Genomic DNA, 18,548 nt, shown 5'->3' with positions numbered 1-18,548 from the left:
CAAAGACCATCAAATCATCGATCAAAGATAACTCAGGTTTGTTTTCGGTGTCAATGTTAAAAGGGTATGATACATCAGTTTGATCGTTTCTTCAATATCATTTTTATGCAACATCTCAACTGTTGTATGCATATACCTTAACGGAATTGAGATCAATACTGATGGACAGCCATCATTTGCATAGGCAAAGCTATCGGTATCTGTTCCGGTACTTCTGCTCAGTGTTCTAAGTTGAACAGGTATCTTGTTTTTTTCTGCAACATCCTCCACGATTTTCAATAGTTTGTTATGGATCGCAGGTGCATAGGCCAATGATGGTCCTTTACCACATTGAATATCTCCTTCAATGATCTTACTGATCATAGGTGTACTGGTATCATGTGTAACATCTGTTACAATAGCAATATCCGGTTTGATTCTTCTGGCGATCATCTCAGCGCCTCTTAGCCCGATCTCTTCCTGAACCGCATTCACTACATACAAACCAAAAGGTAGTTTCTTTTTGTTTTCATGTAATAAGCGAGCAACTTCTGCGATCATAAATCCACCGATACGATTATCAAATGCGCGTCCGATAAAGAAATCATTCGCGAGTTCATCAAATCCTTCCTGATAGGTAACAACTGCGCCAATATGGATGCCGAGTTCTTCTACTTCTTTTTTACTGCGTGCACCACAATCGAGACAAAGATTATCTACTTTAGGTTGAGGTTCTTTGGCATCTGGGTTACTTAAACGAGTGTGAATAGCAGGCCATCCGAAAACGGCTTTTACCGGTCCTTTTTTACCGTGAATGAATACACGCATCGCAGGTGCGATCTGATGGTCTACGCCACCATTTCTTTTCAAATAGATCAAACCCTGGTCATTGATATAATTTACAAACCAACTGATCTCATCGGCATGAGCTTCGATCACAACTTTGAATGGAGCTGTCGGATTGATAACACCCACTGCTGTTCCGTATGGGTCCGTAAAGAAACTGTCTGTATAAGGTTTTACATAATCGAGCCAAACGCGTTGCCCGCTGCTTTCAAAGCCAACAGGGGAGGGCGTATTGATATATTTTTTCAGAAAATCAAGGGATTTATCTGTTAAGATAGATTTGGGCTTTGTCTTAGCGACTGTTTTTACTTTTGCCATAATTCTTCAATTAAAAAATGATTGGTTCTGTTCAGGAGTGGTGGATAAAACTTCCGCAAATACCACAAAGAGCTTTCACCAGCATTAACCCGTCAATGATTGCAAGATAATAGAGAATGCTTTTACGACGGTGCATCTGGTAGGTCACAATTATCAACAAAATAAATGGGATAGTGTTGATGATCATCCTAGACGCCGGAAAATGATGTGAGAAACCATAGGTTAGAAATGTACCTAAGCCAATGGTGGTCAAGGGTATAATGATAAAAAAAAGTGTTTTACGAAGACCAAATCGTACCACAAATGTCTTTAGTTCCTCATTGTAGTCCGTTGCGTAGTCTTTTATATCAAAAAGAATACATAACATGGCAATGAACATTCCATTCTTTAGAAATAGTAAAAAATGAAAGATGTCAGGCTCATAACTGCTATGGGTTTCCATTGCAGAAAGAATGGACGGATAAGTATTAACCGTGCCTGCCCAGATAAAACCAATCACAAAAGGTTTGATCCATCCTTTGGATCGTAAACTTGATCTGCGAAACCAAGGAATCGCATCACTATAATACCAAAGCGCCAACAAGGGAAATAAGAAGATGGATATTAGCTGCCATCCATTAATGAACTGAAGACCTGATCTATTTTGAATCAGTAAATAAATCCCAGCCGACAAGCCTATAAGAATGAGGATCTGCTGAGATGTCTTGATCCATTGCTGATGTTGTTTATACCAAATCGTTCTTGGATTGATGCTGGTAGTTTTTTTCTCATGTAGATAAGCAACAGTGTAATAGACGACAGTGCCTGCAAATAGCAGTACATACCATAATGGATGATTGAGTGGATGATTTTGTTGCAGAGAAGCTTCTATCGATAATGCTACGGCACAAATGCCATAGAAATAATTACCGAAAAAAAAAGTATTGAATAATCTTTCAGACGCTTTCAACATAATCTATTGAGCCCATGCAGTTGATCACTGCAAGATCATCTTCTGATGATAATATTGGGCGAAACAACTGTATCACTTTTATTTTTTGCGATATCACTGGCCCAAAAACGGAAAAAACAAGTGTCAGTCTTGCTGCAGGTTGGGATAACGGTAAAATTGCTTCCAGGTACATTGCCGGTACTATACCCGATCTCGAAAGTACCTTTTAGATTATTGGTAGCTGTGAAGGACGGAATTTTTACACGGTCACTGAAATTGTTACATCCGCTTACTCTTGTTACTTTCTGAACCCAGATGCTGTCCTGAATATCCCCTTCCTTGTCTGTAAATTCAATGGAAAAAATAATGGCCGAGTTAGGGCCAAAACTGGTACCATTCACACTTTTAAAGGTCAACTGAGGTTTGGTGGTATAGGTATCTTTCTTGCAGGCAGCCAATGCCAGCATAATTGTACTTATTATCAATAATTTTGCCTTCATTCGTACTGCTTTCATATCAAATTTAGTTAAAACATCACAATAGATGACCGGATTACCATTCGATGTTAACAATATTTTCTCTCTTTCTGTTGACCATTTTGATGAAGTGTGCATGGATATTTTCCGTTTTCAGTACCAACACAATCCGGTATATCATCAGTGGTGTCAATTGATCGGTAAAGATCCGTCTGTCGTTAAGACACCCGAACAAATACCCTCGTTGCCTGTGTCTTTCTTTAAACAGAAAAAAGTATTAACCGGTGGGGATGCCATTCAATTCTTTGAAAGCAGTGGTACCACCAATACCCAAAACAGCCGACATTGGGTACGTGATATGAGTCTTTACAGACAAAGCTTCATCGCAGGTTTTGAAAGATTTTATGGAAATCCGGATGAATGGTGCATACTCGCACTTTTACCTGCCTATCTTGAAAGACAACATTCATCATTGGTAATGATGGCGGAAGAATTGATCCGGATGACCGGACATCCCAAAAGCGGATTTTATCTCTACAATCACGAGGAACTTGATCATACATTGAAAGAACTGGAAGCTGCAGGCCAAAAGACCCTTTTGCTAGGCGTGACCTTTGCACTGCTGGATTTCGCAACTGCATTTCCTCAACAGTTGAAACATACCATTGTGATGGAAACGGGTGGAATGAAAGGAAGACGAAAAGAGATGACGAGGGTTGAAGTACATGCTTTTCTTACCCAACAGCTAGGGGTTGCACAGATACATTCTGAATATGGGATGACTGAATTGCTGAGTCAGGCTTATTCAGCAGGAGAGGGCATTTTTGAATGTCCGCCTTGGTTGAGAGTGATGGTAAGAGATGAAGAAGATCCTTTGGGAACAGGACAAATGGGGAGGGGTGTGATACAGTTGATCGATTTGGCTAATGTGTATAGTTGTTCATTTATTGCAACCGAAGATGTGGGGCGGGTATTTGAAGACGGGCGATTTGAAGTTTGGGGACGATTGGATCACAGTGATATCAGAGGTTGTAGTCTGATGGTACTTTAGATAATTCTAAAATTTACTTTGGCGGAAAGGCTGCTTTGCTATTATATTTGCAGCCCTGAAACGATAGCCTGATGGCTATAAACACCTGCCCAGGTGGCGAAATTGGTAGACGCACTGTGTTCAGGTCGCAGCGCCTTCACGGGTGTGCTGGTTCGAATCCAGTCCTGGGCACTTTAAAATGGCCGCTAAAAATAATTAGCAGCCATTTTTATTTTAGGCTCAACCGCACTGATGTTCGACGCGATTGTCTTGTACCTTTTATCTGTAATCTAAAACTGTTTTGATACACGAGGCCTACGGTGCTATTTAAAAACTATCTTGATACAGGATGTCATAGCATCAAAATTTGCAATTTCAATTCCTGATTTTGAGGACACAAGCAGACAATTGAAATTATTTTCGGATATAAAAATAAGTGGAACAAAAAAAGTATATTGAGTAAGTAATTCGATAAACGTGTTTGAAGGACGTCTTTACAATCATAAATGTCTTATTGGTTTTTTGCTGGTTTTGATCAGCGCTTCACCGTTATTCGCAGCAGATGATACTGTTCGTGTACAGTTAAAGTGGTGGCATCAGTTTCAATTTGCAGGATATTATGCGGCAGAAAAAAAAGGGTTTTATAAAGAGCAAGGACTCAATGTAAAACTGATATCGGGAGACCCATCCCATGCGCCTGTGCCACAAGTATTAAACAACAAGGCTGATTTTGGAATCACAGGTTCGGATCTGGTGGTTGAGTATACAAACGGAAAACCATTGGTAGCTCTCGGTGCGATCTTTCAACATTCTCCCTACACCATTTTATCGCTTAAAGAGAAAGACATCCATGTGCCCTCGGATTTGATCGGTAAGCGTTTGATGGCATCACCTGATCAGGGTTGGACCGAATTAAAAGCTGTATTTCTTCGTGAAGGCATTGCTACTGATTCTTTAAAGCTCTTATCGCATAGCTGGAAAAATACAGATCTGATAGAGAATAAAGCAGATGCGATCACGGCTTACACAACTGTAGAGGTGAATCAACTTCGAAAACTAGGTGTTGAGCCTTCTTATATACTTCCGATCAATTATGGTATCGATTTTTATGGGGATGTGTTGTTCACCAAAAAAAACCTGGCCGAATCAGAACCCTTACTCGTCAAAAAATTCACGGAGGCGAGTTTCAAAGGATGGGAATATGCCATGAGCCATACCGGAGAGATAGCCGATTATATTCTCACATTACCGGGTGTCAAGGAAAGAGGTGTTACCAAAGATGATTTATTGGTTGAAGCAGAAGCCATGCGTAAACTGATATTGCCTGATCTTGTTGAGATCGGTCATATGAATGATGGTAGGTGGAGACATATTATTGAGGTTCACAGACAGTTAGGACTTATTAAAGAAGTGCCTGATCTCACCGGTTTTCTGTATGATGGTACCCAGAAAGTGAGCTCCAAATTTTTCAGGAATGCAGTTTATATCTCGATCATCGTTCTTTCTTTATTATTGATATCAGTGTTGTATGGTTTTTCTCTTCGCAAAGCGGTTAAGAAAAGAACACAACAACTAGAAGCAGAAATCGCCGAAAGAGCACATGCACAACAACTATTGCGCATGAGTGAACAACGATTGGAAATGGCTACCGTAGCTGCCGGACTTGGTATATGGGATTGGAATATCAAAAATGATGATGTCTATTTTAATGATCAATGGAAATTGATGTTGGGATATCAGCCGAACGAATTGGCAAATCGATTCTCCACTTTTGAACAGTTATTACATCCCAATGAGAAATCAGGCCTGATGAAACTGCTCAATGACCATTTGGAAGGCAAGAGTGAAGTGTATCAGGCAATGATTCGAATGCGTACAAAGGATAGGAGATGGAAATGGATACTTACCATGAGTAAAGCAAGTATGCGGGATGAAGCTGGTAAGCCCATTCGTTTGTCGGGGATACATTTAGATGTGGATGATATCAAACAAAAAGAAATTGAATTAAGGCAGTTGTCACAGGAATTGATGCATAGTAACAGAGAGTTGCAACAATTTGCATACATCACTTCTCATAATTTAAGAGCACCTGTAGCCAATCTGATTAGTTTATTGAGTTTGTTTGATAAAGAACATTTATCAGAACGAAACCATGTCTTTCTTGAAAAAATGGAAATGAGCGTAGAAAGATTACATTCAACACTGAATGATCTGAATGAAATCTTGTCTTCACGAGCGAATATGACAGAAAAAGATGAGGTTTTGTATTTCGATCAAGAGTTGAAAAAAGTGGTAGAATTGATTTCAGAGGAAATACGATTGAAGGAAGCTGTGATTCATGTTGATTTTTCCAAAGCGCCGGCCATTTTGTTTTCACGAAAGGTTTTGCACAGTATTTTATTGAATTTATTGACGAATGCCATCAAGTATCGTAAACCTGATGTTCCTCCTGAAATTACTGTCAGCACTGAAGAAGACGGTGAATATGTCATACTTTATGTAAAGGATAATGGTATGGGAATCGATTTAGAAAAATATGGCAACAAAATATTTGGACTATATCAGCGTTTTCATGACAATAAAGACGGAAAAGGTCTGGGATTGTATATCATTAAAAATCAGATCGAAGCATTAGAAGGTAAGATCGCCGTTGAAAGTATTGTGAATAAGGGTAGCATGTTTCATGTGTTCCTGAAGAAAAAAAAGTTATCCTATGAGTAAACCTGCTCATCATATTTTGCTGGTGGATGATGATGATGTAACCAACTTTCTGAGCAGGGAAATGTTGCGGATCTACATGCCTTCCCCTAAAATCGATACGGCCTTGAACGGACAAGAAGCCATCAATTTCTTGAGTTCCAGGGCTGATCAGCCTGAAGAATTGCCGGATATTATTCTACTGGACATTAATATGCCTGTCATGGACGGCTGGGAGTTTCTGGCAGAGTTTGAGAAACTCAAAAGACCCGGATTTGAAAAGATCCATATCATTATGTTCACTTCCTCGGTATATTATGAGGATATCGACCGGGCCAGAACCTATAGCATCGTAAAAGACATTTTCTCGAAACCTCTGGATGAAGGCAAGATCAAAGCAATTATTGCCTGTTGTGAATGATCCTCTTCGATTTTCAAATTCTCTATTTATTGAATATAATCATTATTCTTTTTATAAATAATTAATAATTAATGATTTGTGTTCATTTTTACCATATCTCGGATTTATTTTTGGATTAAAATTCGGTGTTTTTAACGGGATAAATCAGTGAAATAAACACATGACTACGCCTCAGACGAATGTATCTTGCATATAGTAAATGATTCGAAAGAGTTGTTTCGCCGATATCCAAAAAACCAAAAAAATGTAATAATCTCTTATTACATTTTTCCTTCGATCCAATTTCCTTTAGCATATTAATCCTATACCTCGTTGTAAAGACCAGAGAGTGGGGCAATCAGTTGCCCCACTCTCTTTTTTTCATTCATCTTCAAATTTCTTTTCTTCTTAAAAAAGAAGTAATTTACTATTACTGTTCACGGATATTGAATGAAGGATCATTTGATTTTCGCTTTTGATCGGATATGATTAGCTGTTGTTAAAATAATTATGTCCGTTAAAACAATAATCCCATTTAATAATCCGTGTATAGATAGAATAGATGTGTATTTTTGAATGCATAGTTTAACCATTACTTACTGAAAAGGAAATATCAATGAGAATTTTGATTGCAGATGATCATAGTTTAATCAGAGAAGGTTTGCGAAAGATACTGATGGAAGCCATGCCTTTAGCTGAAGTGCAAGATGTTGCTGATTCTGCTGATCTTTTTAAAAAAGCAATTAGTGAGAAATGGGATATTATCATTTCTGATATCAGCATGCCGGGATATTCCGGTATTGAAATTCTCAAGCAGATCAAAGAGCATGCTCCTAATACACCCGTGCTGATGTTAAGCATGCATACTCCGGAACAATATGCAGTAAGGGCTATTAAAGCCGGTGCATCCGGATATCTTACAAAAGAAAGTGCTCCTTACGAGTTGGTTAAAGCTGTTCAGCAAATTATCAGTGGTCGTAAATACATTACTAGTGAAGTTGCAGAAGTACTGGCAGGATCTCTGGAACAAAAAGACCAGCGTGCTCCACATGAGCAGCTATCTGACCGCGAATTTGAAGTGTTTAAAATGATCGTAATGGGAAAGAGTATTTCCGAGATAGGTGAAATACTGTCTCTGAATGTAAATACAATTAGTACTTATCGGGCCAGGATCATGGACAAAATGAAATTGCATAACAATGCAGAACTGGTTAAATATGCGATCCAAAACAATATTGTCTAACCTGAACCCATGCATGATTTGTAGTGATATCACTACGCAGATTTCACGATTCATGGTATAGGACCTTACCATTTATTACCAGTCCTTTGTATGATCGAGCTTTCCCCCACCAGTAGCCGATTATCTTTTTAAAATTCCTCTATCCTTATCAAAATCCAAAACTGTCGCCTGTAAAGGTTGATATTAACTTATTGTCCTGGAAAAACCTTATAGCCTTAGGCTATATGAGCTTTGCAGGTATTTTCCTGCAAAGCTCTTTAAAATTTTTTTGAAAGATGTCTGTATCCGTTATGATAGGGAAAATGCTGAAAATATTACTGGTGGACGACTCAGAATTTATTCTGCAGCGTGTTCAGCATTTGTTATCCGGCATGGGGCAGGTTCAAGAAGTAAGAACTGCTACCAGTGCTGAAGAAGCAGATGGTTGGATTGAAGCATATAATCCCGACTTAATTTTTCTGGATATCAATCTGCCCGGTAAAAATGGTTTACAGATGTTGAAAGATATCCGTACAAACAAAGCCATAGATCCTGTCATAGTCATACTCACCAATAATACTTTATCAGGCTACAGAAATGAGTGCATGCAAGCCGGCGCTGACTACTTTCTAGATAAAGCCAAAGATTTCGCCAGCATCCCTGATATCATCATTGAAACAGCGGAGAAATACTCTTTCAAGAACAGGTCTAATTGAGTACCCGATTAGATACCTAGTACCGTTTTTAGTTTGCTATAACCACTTTTGCTTACCGGTAATCGAATACCGATGCTAAGAATAGCCAGATGGCCATCTTTTTCATAAGGCTCTATTCTGCTTATCAGGTGGATGTTGACCAGATAAGAACGATGAATCCTCACAAAATTGCCAGCATCCATTTTTTGCTCGAAAAATTGCATCGTTTTATTTTTCAGAAATATGCCTTCTGCAGTATGAATCTTTACATAGTCATCTGCTGCTTCAAAATATTGTACTTGTTGGGTTGGAATAATTTTAATCTTACCATTATCCTTCAAGACAATACGATTTTGTTGTTGAGGTGATATAGCGGCAGCATCGATCAATTCATTGGTTTGACTTTGCTGATGTCCATTTTCAGCCTGTTTCCATTTTTCAATTGCTTTCTGAAATCTTTCCTTGCTAAATGGCTTTAACAGATAATCCACAGCATGTGTTTCAAATGCTTTGATGGCAAACTCTTCAAAGGCTGTAGCAAAAATAATAGCAGGTGGATTTTCAATTAATTCCAACATCTCAAAGCCATTGATCTTTGGCATCTGAATATCCAATATCACAAGGTCAGGTTGATGTTGCTGAATGGCTTTTACACCTTCAAAACCATCACCACATTCCTGCACCACCTCTAGGTCAGGATATGTTTGTAAGTATTCTTTAACAATGCCTCTTGCGAGTGGCTCGTCGTCAATGATGATTACTTTCATGGTGGAATTGTGGGATAGAAATATAGGTTGAAAATAATTGGTCTTGTTTCTCAGTTCGGATCAGATCTTGTCGCGCATACATCAGGTAAAGCCTTCGTGCAATAGATGCCAGTCCAAAACCGGTTCCATGCGTATGAACCGTTGTTAACGGGTCAAATGGATTCTGAATCAAGATCTCTAATAACTGATCATTGCTTGCGTCTGCTTTGATCCGTATCAATACTTCTTCTGTAGTATCATACAATCCGAATTTGATGGCATTTTCTACAACCGGCTGTAATAACAAAACCGGTATCAGCATGTTTGATGCTTTTTCATCTACTTCTAGGATCGTTTGCAAGCGATGACCGAAACGTACTTTTTCAATATCGAGGTACAGCTGTAAATGATGGATTTCTTCGTGCAGACTTACCAGCTGATGCTCTTCTTTTTTTAATGTGCCCCTTAAAAAATCTGATAATTGCTGAATCATATGTCTTGCTTTTTCCGGTTGTGAACCTGCAAGTGCACTGATTGAGTTTAAACTGTTGAATAAAAAATGCGGTTGTAGTTGTTGTCTGAGTTTCAATAACTCAGCATCTTTTGCAATTTTTTCTGCTTCTTCTTTTCTTTGTTCATTTTCCTGTTGTTCTTTCAGCGTATACCATAACAAGCTGATCATTGACATACAACCGATCATCAGAAATCCGGTGATATACCTGATATAAAAGGATTGTTTCAGTAAGAGCAAATACACTTCATCTTCCTTGAAAATGAATCGAAGGATCAGTCTGCTGATGAAAAGATACATGCTGCTCAATACAAGGCTCACGATCAGGATATACCAATACCTTTCTTTTCGTGGGAGATAGTATTGCATATTGTTTACGACCAACAAACAGAACGAAGCCAATAGAAAATTCGAAATGAATGCATCAGTAAACGCCGATAATAAAGGGATCTGGTATTCATCCAAAACCCATATATGAATGATGGTCCATACAACCCACCAGGAAGTAAAAGCCAGATAAAAACTTCGTCCTTTTGTGATGGATGTGACCATGGATTATCTTGATTGAAGGAATTGTTCGGTACAGTTTGCTAACAAATATCCTGCTTTTAACCTGATATTTTTCTGATATACTTCCGGCTCAGTTGTTTTGTAAGATTGTGAAAGTACTTCAGCGCCATCCATCATTTGTTGGAGTTTTAAGAGTTCTGTTACATCAATAAAGTGCCAATGAATATTGCCGGTGGAGTCATCTTCTAAATGGCATTCTTCCTGCGTACCTATTTGTTGGGCTTTATGAAAAGCATGTAAATCATCTTCCGCCTCAACAAGTCTGATCTGTTCCTCAAAATGAACAGTGCCATTGATTGTGTTGGGTTGAAAGCGATAGACAAGTTTGGCTAGATACCATTCCATGATGAAAGCAGGTTAGATTAAAAACTTTTGATCTCAATACCACCAAATACCGAGGTTCCTTTTATGATCAGTACTTTATTGGGATCAAATCTGCTACCGGGTAATAAGTTTCTTTTGTCTTCAATACCGGCAAAAACAGCTACCGATTCTGATCTCACTTCCCAATTCGGTGGTACGACCAATTTGGTTCCTCCGAATACGATGGTCACTTCTAAAAATACAGGGCCATGTATGTCTGCCTGTGACAGATTGATCTGGGAACCTCCCATAAAACATACGATCTCTCCTCCTTTGAAACTTTTTGAAGTGACCATTTTCTTTACCTCACCAAAAACGGATGTACTGTCTATATAGTCATCTGTCGCCACATTTATTTCAGTATCATAAGGTTTTATTTCTGTTACAACCGGTGGTATCCCTTCCTCTGCATCTTGAATATTGATGGTTTTTCTTTTTGGTCTGAATAAGAAAATAAGTCCAATGCCAATGATGAGGGCAGGCCAGATGAATGGACGAATATTCATGTCTTTTACGAGTTCGTCGAGCATAAAAAATACACCGATAGCGGTAAAAATGATCCATGACACACCTTTGAATCGGACTTTAATACCTGAGATCAAACCGATCAGGATCATGATCGCTGACCAATCATACAACCAACCGGGAATTGGAACTCCTAATCGTTTTAAAAGGATGGTTCCACCTACTAGTATCAGTACAACACCTGTAAAAAATCGGTCATTATAGTTTCTGATATCGTAACCATTATTTTTCATAACATTCATATTTAGCACGAAACTAATGCTGTTATGATCCGGTTAAAAGTGGAAATAGGTAATATGAAGCAAGGGGGCGGTAAGTGGCGGAAAAATGTCGGTAAAAAAAGATCAGCTAGGTTCTGTAGCAATTTTTGATTGCCATCCGATCAATATCACTCCAATAATGACAAGAGCAGTTCCTATTATTTGTTCCGGTATGATGTTTTCGCCCAGGAAAAAGTGAGCCTGGAGGATCGTAGACACGGGGCCGATACTTGTTATTATGGCTACATTATTACTACCAATTTTTTTCATCCCGACACTCATCATGAATGATGGTAAAACAGTAGCAACAATCGCTAGTGCAATTCCATATCCAGCTAATGAAGAAGTCATTTCAATACTGCTGATAGGGGTTACAACTATAAAATGGATGAAAATGCCAAGTGTAGCGGCGAGCATGGCATATGCAGTATATCTGGTGGCACCAACAGCGTTTACAAGTCTGCCTGTACCCACGAGATACAATGAGTATGTAACTGCGCATAAAAAGATCATGAATGATCCGAAGAAAAACTGAGGGCCATACTGTGCCAATCTGATCTCGCCCCAATACGCAGTTCCAATACCGATATAAGTCAATACCAATGCCAATAATTGTATACGACTTAATCTTGTTTTGAAATAAAAAGTATTGATCAAGACAGCAAATGTGGGATATAGAAAAAGGATCAATCGTTCCAATCCAGCGGATACATATTGCAGCCCTATGAAATCAAATAGACTGCTTAGGTAGTAACCCAATATTCCCATGGTTAGTACCCATATCCATTGTTTTCTGGTAAGTTTTACAATGCCTTCTTTTCGATGAACAATCCAGGCTGCGCCAATATAAAAAGGAAGAGAAAAAAACATCCGTAAACACAATAGTGTCACGGCATCTACTCTTGTATCCTGAAAAGCCAGCTTCACAAAAATGGCCTTGGTTGAAAAGAAGATAGCACCACTAATGGTGATGAGGAAACCGAGGGTGTTTATTTTTTGAATTTGATTATTCACTCGCGTAGTTAAGAAGACCATGGTCCATAGTCCATGGACCATGGTCTATGAACTAAACACTCACATTAAAATCTCTCAATGCATCATTCAGACTAGTTTTCAGATCTGTGCTGGCTTTGCGTTGTCCGATGATAAGAGCGCAGCTTACCTGATATTCTCCGGCATTGAATTTCTTGGTATAACTTCCGGGAATCACCACACTTCTGGCAGGTACTCTTCCTTTGTACTCAATAGGTTCCGGACCACTTACATCAATGATCTTAGTAGATTGAGTCAGCACAACATTTGCGCCTAACACAGCTTCTTTCTCAACGATCACACCTTCTACTACAATACATCTGCTGCCAATAAAACAACCATCTTCTATGATCACCGGGCTAGCCTGTAACGGTTCCAATACACCACCAATACCCACACCTCCACTTAAGTGTACACCTTTACCGATCTGTGCGCAACTTCCAACGGTGGCCCAGGTATCCACCATTGAACCTTCATCTACATATGCACCAATATTGACATAGCTTGGCATCAATACCACATTACGCGCCACATATGCACCATAACGTGCAACAGCATGCGGAACAGCTCTCACACCTAATTCTTTATAATTGCTTTTCAGCAACATTTTATCATAAAACTCAAATGGAGGAAGAGTCCATGTTTGCATTTGTTGGATACCGAAATACATAAGGATGGCTTGCTTCACCCATTCATTCACGACCCATTTATCTTCTTCAGGAGATGCTACTCTTAATCTCCCTTTATCTACCTCTTCAATTACTGCTCTAACCGCATCACTATATGTATTGTTTTGTAACAACTCCCTGTTTGACCAGGCTTCTTCAATGAGTTTTTTCAGTTCCATTACCTAAAATTTTTGCAAACATACAGGTTCATAAGAAAGTATGAGACTTGAAAATCATATTGGGCACAATTTGTACATTGCAATGACAATGCTTCCGTTTCAAAACGATATTGATGCCTGCCTGGATATTTTGGATAAAGGAGGACTTATCCTTTATCCCACTGATACCATTTGGGGAATTGGATGTGATGCTACCAATGAATTGGCTGTTGAAAAGATCTATCGTTTGAAACAACGTCCTGATCATAAACCGATGGTAGTATTGATGGCAGATGAAAGAGAGATCCTTCAATATGTAACACAGCCCGATCTACAGGTATTTGACTATATCAAAGGGGTGAGTAAGCCGATTACAGTCGTTTATGAAGGGGGTGTTGGGCTTGCTGATCAACTATTAGCAGAAGACAGATCGGTTGCTATACGCATTACAACAGATTCATTTTGTAAACACCTGATCAAACGTTTCAGGAAGCCAATTGTCAGTACTTCAGCCAATCTTTCCGGATACCCGGCGCCCAGATCCTTTCAAGACATTGATCCATTGATCAAAGAAGGTGTCGATTATGTGGTTCGTTACAGACAGGCAGACGATAACTATTATAAGCCCTCTTCAGTAGTTCGATGGGATAAAAATGGCGAATTGATCATCATTCGGTCCTAATTGTGCATAAACCTGTGTGAAAGTCTCAAAAATTGTTAATTAGCTGTAATTGAGCGTTTTAGCCTGTTTTCGCTGATTTTCGGCAAAAAGTTTGTTGAACTTTTAATTGCTTTTCTTGTAATAAAGTACAAACTTAAAGTAAGCAAATAAACTATGGCACGTGTAATACTTGATGTTCCTAATGAGAAAATGCAGCCTTTTCTGCAGGCCATCCTCAATTTGGGGCTAGAGCGCCATGCCATTAGCTCCGACAAATTCAATCGAACTACCGTTTCAGCAAGAAGAAAAAGAAGAGGGTTTAGACAGCTCATTTCTACCTATCTACTATTTGATTGGGAGTTCTTCAGTAATGAACTCGAATACGAGTAAAGAATCGATACAAGTTCCTTTGTATTAGCTTTGTGCCATGCAGCGCATTCTGGTCATTCAAACTGCTTTTATTGGTGATGTGGTACTTGCCACTGGTCTCTTAGAAAAAATTCATCAACATTATCCTGATGCTGAATTGGATATCGCCGTACGAAAAGGCAATGAATCACTTTTTGATGGACATCCTTTTTTACATAATGTATTGATCTGGAATAAACGATCGTCGAAATACCGACACCTCTTTCAATTATTAAGAAGTATACGCCAAAGAAAATATGATCTGGTGATCAATGTGCAACGTTATTTCGCTACAGGATTTCTGACTGCTTTTTCCGGCGCAGACAAAAAGATCGGATTTGATAAGAATCCGTTTCGTCTTTTCTTCACAGATGTTATTCCGCATCAATTTTCAGGGGAAGGAGATGCGGTACATGAAATACAACGCAATCATGCACTCATTCGTTCTTTAACAGATAACAGTGCTGCCAAGCCGGTATTGTACCCAACGAAAGAAGCTTTTGAGAAAGTACAACCTTATCAACAGTGTCCTTATATCTGTATAGCCCCTGCATCGGTTTGGTTCACGAAACAATATCCTGCAGACCAATGGGTGCAATTGATCAAACAACTACCTACTAATTATACTATTTATCTATTGGGTGCACCCGGTGATAAGATCCTTTGTGATCAGATACGAGTAGCGTCGGGAGATAAAGCGATCGATCTTAGTGGACAACTATCTTTTCTTGAATCAGCGGCATTGATGAAAAATGCAATGATGAATTATGTCAATGATTCAGCACCAATGCATTTCGCTTCTGCTATGAACGCACCTGTAACAGCCGTTTATTGTTCAACCATACCCGCATTTGGTTATGGACCACTTTCTGATAAAAGTATTGTGGTGCAGAGTGCGGAAAAGCTTACCTGCAGGCCTTGTGGCTTACATGGTCATGCGGTTTGTCCGGAAAAACATTTCAAATGTGCCCGTACGATCCAAACAGAACAGTTATTGAATAGCCTCACTTCTTTATAAACAAATTACCTTTGCAGCGCATGGATATTGTTTGTACCGATAAAGAAGCACTTATTTTTCAGCAGATAGGAAAAGCAGCGGCGTCACTGAATATGCCCTGTTACCTGATCGGTGGGTTTGTGCGTGATAAGATCATTGGCAGGGCTACCAAGGATATTGATATTGTTTGTATCGGAGATGGGATCACCCTGGCTCATAAAGTGGCAGAATCATTCCACCCTAAACCCTATGTTTCTTTCTTCAAAAATTTCGGAACGGCACAGATCAAGATCGAAGACTTGGAAATTGAGTTTGTAGGTGCACGTAAAGAAAGTTATGCGCAAAACAGTCGTAAACCTGAAGTGGCACCCGGAACTATTGAAGACGATCAAAACAGACGTGATTTTACCATCAATGCGATGGCTATTAGTTTGAATGATCATGATTATGGTTCACTCATCGATCCGTTCAACGGTATTCAGGCCATCCAAGAAAAAAAGATCATCACTCCATTAGAACCATCTCAAACATTTAGTGATGACCCTTTGCGTATGATGAGGGCTATTCGGTTTGCGGCACAACTTAACTATACGATCGTGCCTGAAACATTGGCCGCCATCTCATCAAATGTGCATCGGATCAGTATTGTATCCCAAGAGCGGATCACAGATGAACTGAATAAGATCATGCTTTGTGAAAAACCTTCAGTAGGATGGGATCTCTTATTCAAAACCGGTTTGCTGCATAAGATCTTTCCTCAAATGGTGGATCTGCATGGAGCAGAATATATTGATGGCTTGGGGCATAAGGATAATTTTTATCATACACTACAGGTATTGGATAATATGGCTGCATCAACCGATGATCTTTGGTTACGATGGGCAGCTCTTTTGCATGATATCGGCAAGCCCGCAACAAAAAGATTTGAAGAAGGTCATGGCTTCACGTTTCATGGACATGAAGTGGTAGGTGCCAGAATGGTTCCTAAGATCTTTACAAAATTGAAATTGCCTTTAAATGAAAAGATGAAGCAAGTGCAGAAGCTCGTACTGCTTCATCTGAGACCGATAAGTCTTACAAAAGAAAATATCACGGATAGTGCTGTGCGAAGATTACTCTTCGATGCCGGTGAAGATATCGATGCATTGATGATGTTATGTTCGGCTGATATTACCAGTAAGAACAAGCATAAGGTAAAAAGGTATCTTCAAAATTTCGAACTGGTGAAAGAGCGACTGTTGGAAGTAGAGGATGCGGATCGAATCAGAAATTGGCAGCCACCGATCACCGGGGAAATGATCATGGCAACATTTGGATTAACCCCGGGCAGACAAGTAGGCATCATCAAAGATGCTATCCGCGAAGCCATATTGGATGGCCTGATCCCCAATGAATATGAAGCGGCAAGGAAATTTATGTTGGAAAAGGGTAGGGAGCTGAACTTGGAAGCCGTTGAATAAATTGTATTTTAGCATTTCTGATAACAGCAATACGGTTGTTATCCATTATTATTAATTGACTTAAGCATTTGGAATGGCTGTTCTGAAATTCAGGGTTTATTTGGAAGAAGATGATGCGGTGTATCGCGATATTGTGATCAAGCATACACAATACTTTATTGATCTACATTTTGCGATCCTGAAAGCCTATGAGTTTGATCAGAAGCATCAGGCTACTTTTTTCCGGAGCAATGATAACTGGCAACGTGGTCGTGAGATCAGCTTTGAGCGATACGATAAATCTTATATAGCCGAGCCACTCCTGATGAGTGAGACAACCATCGGTAGTGAGATCCGTGATACCAATCAAAAGTTTATTTATCTCTATGATTTCGCAAAAAACTGGACTTTCCTTGTTGAGCTGATCAATGTAAGTAAGGAAGAGAATAATAAACTCAGCTATCCTGCAACTTCCAGAGTAGAAGGTATTGGTCCACAGCAATATGGTACCAAAAGCCTGTTGGGCGATAAATTCGCAGATATTGAAGAGAAATATGATCTCACAGAAGCATCGGATGGTTTTGGCGAAGAAGGTGAAGAGGGTGAATCCGATGGTGATGATTTTGGAGCGGAAGAAAGTACAGAAGAAGATTTTTAATAAAGACATCTTTTAGCAGTAGTCAAGATATTCAGTAATCATTGTCGTCTCATACAGCCATATTGATTGTTGGTCCAACGGCTGTAGGTAAAACTGCGGTTGCCATTGCATTGGCGCAAGTCTTTCAAACAGAGATCCTATCTGCCGACTCAAGGCAATGTTATCGTGAAATGAATATTGGGGTTGCGCGTCCTTCTGTTGACGAACTTAAATTGGTACCTCATCATTTTATTGCTTCTCATTCGATTCACGAAGAGGTAAATGCAGGTTTATATGAGACCTATGCATTGGAAAAAGCAGCTAATATCTTCCAACAACATGCTACACTGGTGCTAACCGGTGGCACGGGGTTATACATTAAAGCATTTTGTGAAGGGATAGATGATATGCCTGAAATAGATCCATCTGTCCGGAAGCAATTGAATGATCATTATCAAACAAAAGGATTGACCTGGCTGCAAAATGAAGTGGCAACACGCGATCCTCTTTTTTGGCAAATAGGTGAACAGCAAAATCCACATCGCTTATTGCGGGCTTTGGAAGTGTTGGAGGGTACTGGTACATCGATCACAAAATTCAGGATCGGTAAAAAAGTTGAAAGACCTTTTCGGATCATCAAGATCGGACTTGAGATGGAAAGGGCTGCACTGAATGAAAGAATCAATCTTCGTGTCGATCAAATGATGAAGCAGGGATTATTGAATGAAGTAGAAGCATTGTATCCGTACAAACAGCTGAATGCATTACAAACCGTCGGATATCAAGAACTCTTTGATCACTTGGATGGCAAATTATCTTATGAAACAGCCGTTGAATTGATCAAGCAACATACCCGGCAGTACGCTAAAAGACAAATGACCTGGTTTAAAAAAGACAGCAGCATTCACTGGGTAAATGCTGCTGCAGATCCTGTTCTGCAGATCCAAAAAATACTGCATGAACAAGGTATTGTTTAATG

General features: G+C 39.4%; 20 protein-coding genes and 1 tRNA gene. 12 read left to right on the top strand and 9 right to left on the bottom strand.

The genetic code is table 11. The annotated features are described in order from the left end of the window. Nucleotides 1–21 precede the first annotated feature (21 nt). Genes ABXG83_RS05750 through ABXG83_RS05740 form a run of 3 tightly spaced genes read right to left on the bottom strand, consistent with a single transcriptional unit; the run spans nt 22 to nt 2,589 of the window. Entirely contained in the window at nt 22–1,143 is a 1,122-nt protein-coding gene (locus ABXG83_RS05750) for a M42 family metallopeptidase (protein WP_353550530.1), read from the bottom strand. Between the two features lie 31 nt (nt 1,144–1,174). Continuing rightward, nucleotides 1,175–2,095: a hypothetical protein gene (locus tag ABXG83_RS05745; RefSeq protein ID WP_353550529.1), complete on the bottom strand. Its 921-nt coding sequence runs from the start codon at nt 2,093–2,095 to the stop codon at nt 1,175–1,177. A 35-nt stretch (nt 2,096–2,130) separates the two neighbouring features. Then, nucleotides 2,131–2,589: a hypothetical protein gene (locus ABXG83_RS05740; protein ID WP_353550528.1), complete on the bottom strand. Its 459-nt coding sequence runs from the start codon at nt 2,587–2,589 to the stop codon at nt 2,131–2,133. A 28-nt stretch (nt 2,590–2,617) separates the two neighbouring features. Between ABXG83_RS05740 and ABXG83_RS05735 the strand changes: the two genes are divergently transcribed. The 6 genes from ABXG83_RS05735 to ABXG83_RS05710 all read left to right on the top strand — a co-directional run bounded on the left by ABXG83_RS05735 (nt 2,618) and on the right by ABXG83_RS05710 (nt 8,615). After that, nucleotides 2,618–3,601 (top strand): acyl transferase, encoded by a 984-nt coding sequence (locus ABXG83_RS05735; RefSeq protein ID WP_353550527.1) that lies wholly within the window; start codon nt 2,618–2,620, stop codon nt 3,599–3,601. Between the two features lie 87 nt (nt 3,602–3,688). After that, nucleotides 3,689–3,772, top strand: a tRNA-Leu gene (locus tag ABXG83_RS05730). Between the two features lie 285 nt (nt 3,773–4,057). Beyond that, entirely contained in the window at nt 4,058–6,301 is a 2,244-nt protein-coding gene (locus tag ABXG83_RS05725) for an ABC transporter substrate-binding protein (protein ID WP_353550526.1), read from the top strand. Then, on the top strand, nt 6,294–6,698 hold the full coding sequence (locus tag ABXG83_RS05720; RefSeq protein WP_353550525.1) for a response regulator: 405 nt from the start codon (nt 6,294–6,296) through the stop codon (nt 6,696–6,698). The genes ABXG83_RS05725 and ABXG83_RS05720 overlap by 8 nt, the downstream gene beginning before the upstream one ends. 595 nt (nt 6,699–7,293) lie before the next feature. Continuing rightward, nucleotides 7,294–7,920 (top strand): response regulator transcription factor, encoded by a 627-nt coding sequence (locus ABXG83_RS05715; protein WP_353550524.1) that lies wholly within the window; start codon nt 7,294–7,296, stop codon nt 7,918–7,920. Between the two features lie 275 nt (nt 7,921–8,195). Next, nucleotides 8,196–8,615 (top strand): response regulator, encoded by a 420-nt coding sequence (locus tag ABXG83_RS05710; RefSeq protein ID WP_353550523.1) that lies wholly within the window; start codon nt 8,196–8,198, stop codon nt 8,613–8,615. A gap of 8 nt (nt 8,616–8,623) precedes the next feature. Here ABXG83_RS05710 and ABXG83_RS05705 read toward each other — a convergent pair whose 3' ends face one another. The 6 genes from ABXG83_RS05705 to ABXG83_RS05680 form a co-directional block, all read right to left on the bottom strand. Next, nucleotides 8,624–9,361, bottom strand: a complete 738-nt coding sequence (locus ABXG83_RS05705; RefSeq protein WP_353550522.1) for a response regulator — start codon at nt 9,359–9,361, stop codon at nt 8,624–8,626. Continuing rightward, nucleotides 9,342–10,403: a histidine kinase gene (locus ABXG83_RS05700; protein ID WP_353550521.1), complete on the bottom strand. Its 1,062-nt coding sequence runs from the start codon at nt 10,401–10,403 to the stop codon at nt 9,342–9,344. Before ABXG83_RS05700 ends, ABXG83_RS05705 begins: the two co-directional genes overlap by 20 nt. Before the next feature lie 3 nt (nt 10,404–10,406). Beyond that, on the bottom strand, nt 10,407–10,766 hold the full coding sequence (locus ABXG83_RS05695) for a DUF4288 domain-containing protein (protein ID WP_353550520.1): 360 nt from the start codon (nt 10,764–10,766) through the stop codon (nt 10,407–10,409). 17 nt (nt 10,767–10,783) lie between these two features. Beyond that, nucleotides 10,784–11,542: a hypothetical protein gene (locus ABXG83_RS05690; RefSeq protein ID WP_353550519.1), complete on the bottom strand. Its 759-nt coding sequence runs from the start codon at nt 11,540–11,542 to the stop codon at nt 10,784–10,786. 111 nt (nt 11,543–11,653) lie between these two features. Then, a complete protein-coding gene (locus ABXG83_RS05685; RefSeq protein ID WP_353550518.1) occupies nt 11,654–12,625 on the bottom strand; it encodes a DMT family transporter in 972 nt (323 codons plus the stop codon). 10 nt (nt 12,626–12,635) lie between these two features. Beyond that, nucleotides 12,636–13,448 (bottom strand): 2,3,4,5-tetrahydropyridine-2,6-dicarboxylate N-succinyltransferase, encoded by an 813-nt coding sequence (locus ABXG83_RS05680; protein WP_353550517.1) that lies wholly within the window; start codon nt 13,446–13,448, stop codon nt 12,636–12,638. A gap of 88 nt (nt 13,449–13,536) precedes the next feature. On the opposite strand from ABXG83_RS05680, the gene ABXG83_RS05675 reads away from it, so the two are divergent. The 6 genes from ABXG83_RS05675 (at nt 13,537) to miaA (ending at nt 18,546) form a co-directional block, all read left to right on the top strand. Further along, nucleotides 13,537–14,109 carry an L-threonylcarbamoyladenylate synthase gene (locus ABXG83_RS05675; protein ID WP_353550516.1) on the top strand — a complete coding sequence of 191 codons (573 nt, stop codon included), beginning with the start codon at nt 13,537–13,539 and terminating at the stop codon, nt 14,107–14,109. A 153-nt stretch (nt 14,110–14,262) separates the two neighbouring features. Then, nucleotides 14,263–14,478 (top strand): hypothetical protein, encoded by a 216-nt coding sequence (locus ABXG83_RS05670; RefSeq protein ID WP_353550515.1) that lies wholly within the window; start codon nt 14,263–14,265, stop codon nt 14,476–14,478. Between the two features lie 37 nt (nt 14,479–14,515). After that, on the top strand, nt 14,516–15,514 hold the full coding sequence (locus ABXG83_RS05665; protein WP_353550514.1) for a glycosyltransferase family 9 protein: 999 nt from the start codon (nt 14,516–14,518) through the stop codon (nt 15,512–15,514). A gap of 20 nt (nt 15,515–15,534) precedes the next feature. Then, entirely contained in the window at nt 15,535–16,953 is a 1,419-nt protein-coding gene (locus ABXG83_RS05660; RefSeq protein WP_353550513.1) for an HD domain-containing protein, read from the top strand. Nucleotides 16,954–17,026: 73 nt separating this feature from the next. Next, a complete protein-coding gene (locus ABXG83_RS05655) occupies nt 17,027–17,590 on the top strand; it encodes a hypothetical protein (RefSeq protein WP_353550512.1) in 564 nt (187 codons plus the stop codon). Between the two features lie 41 nt (nt 17,591–17,631). Further along, nucleotides 17,632–18,546 carry a tRNA (adenosine(37)-N6)-dimethylallyltransferase MiaA gene (gene miaA, locus ABXG83_RS05650; RefSeq protein ID WP_353550511.1) on the top strand — a complete coding sequence of 305 codons (915 nt, stop codon included), beginning with the start codon at nt 17,632–17,634 and terminating at the stop codon, nt 18,544–18,546. Nucleotides 18,547–18,548: the final 2 nt, after the last annotated feature.

This window comes from Sediminibacterium sp. KACHI17, assembly GCF_040362915.1.
Taxonomy (GTDB): Bacteria; Bacteroidota; Bacteroidia; order Chitinophagales; family Chitinophagaceae; genus Sediminibacterium.
The sequence above is the reverse complement of the archived record's forward strand: the minus strand, read 5'-3'. Positions and strand labels throughout refer to the sequence as shown.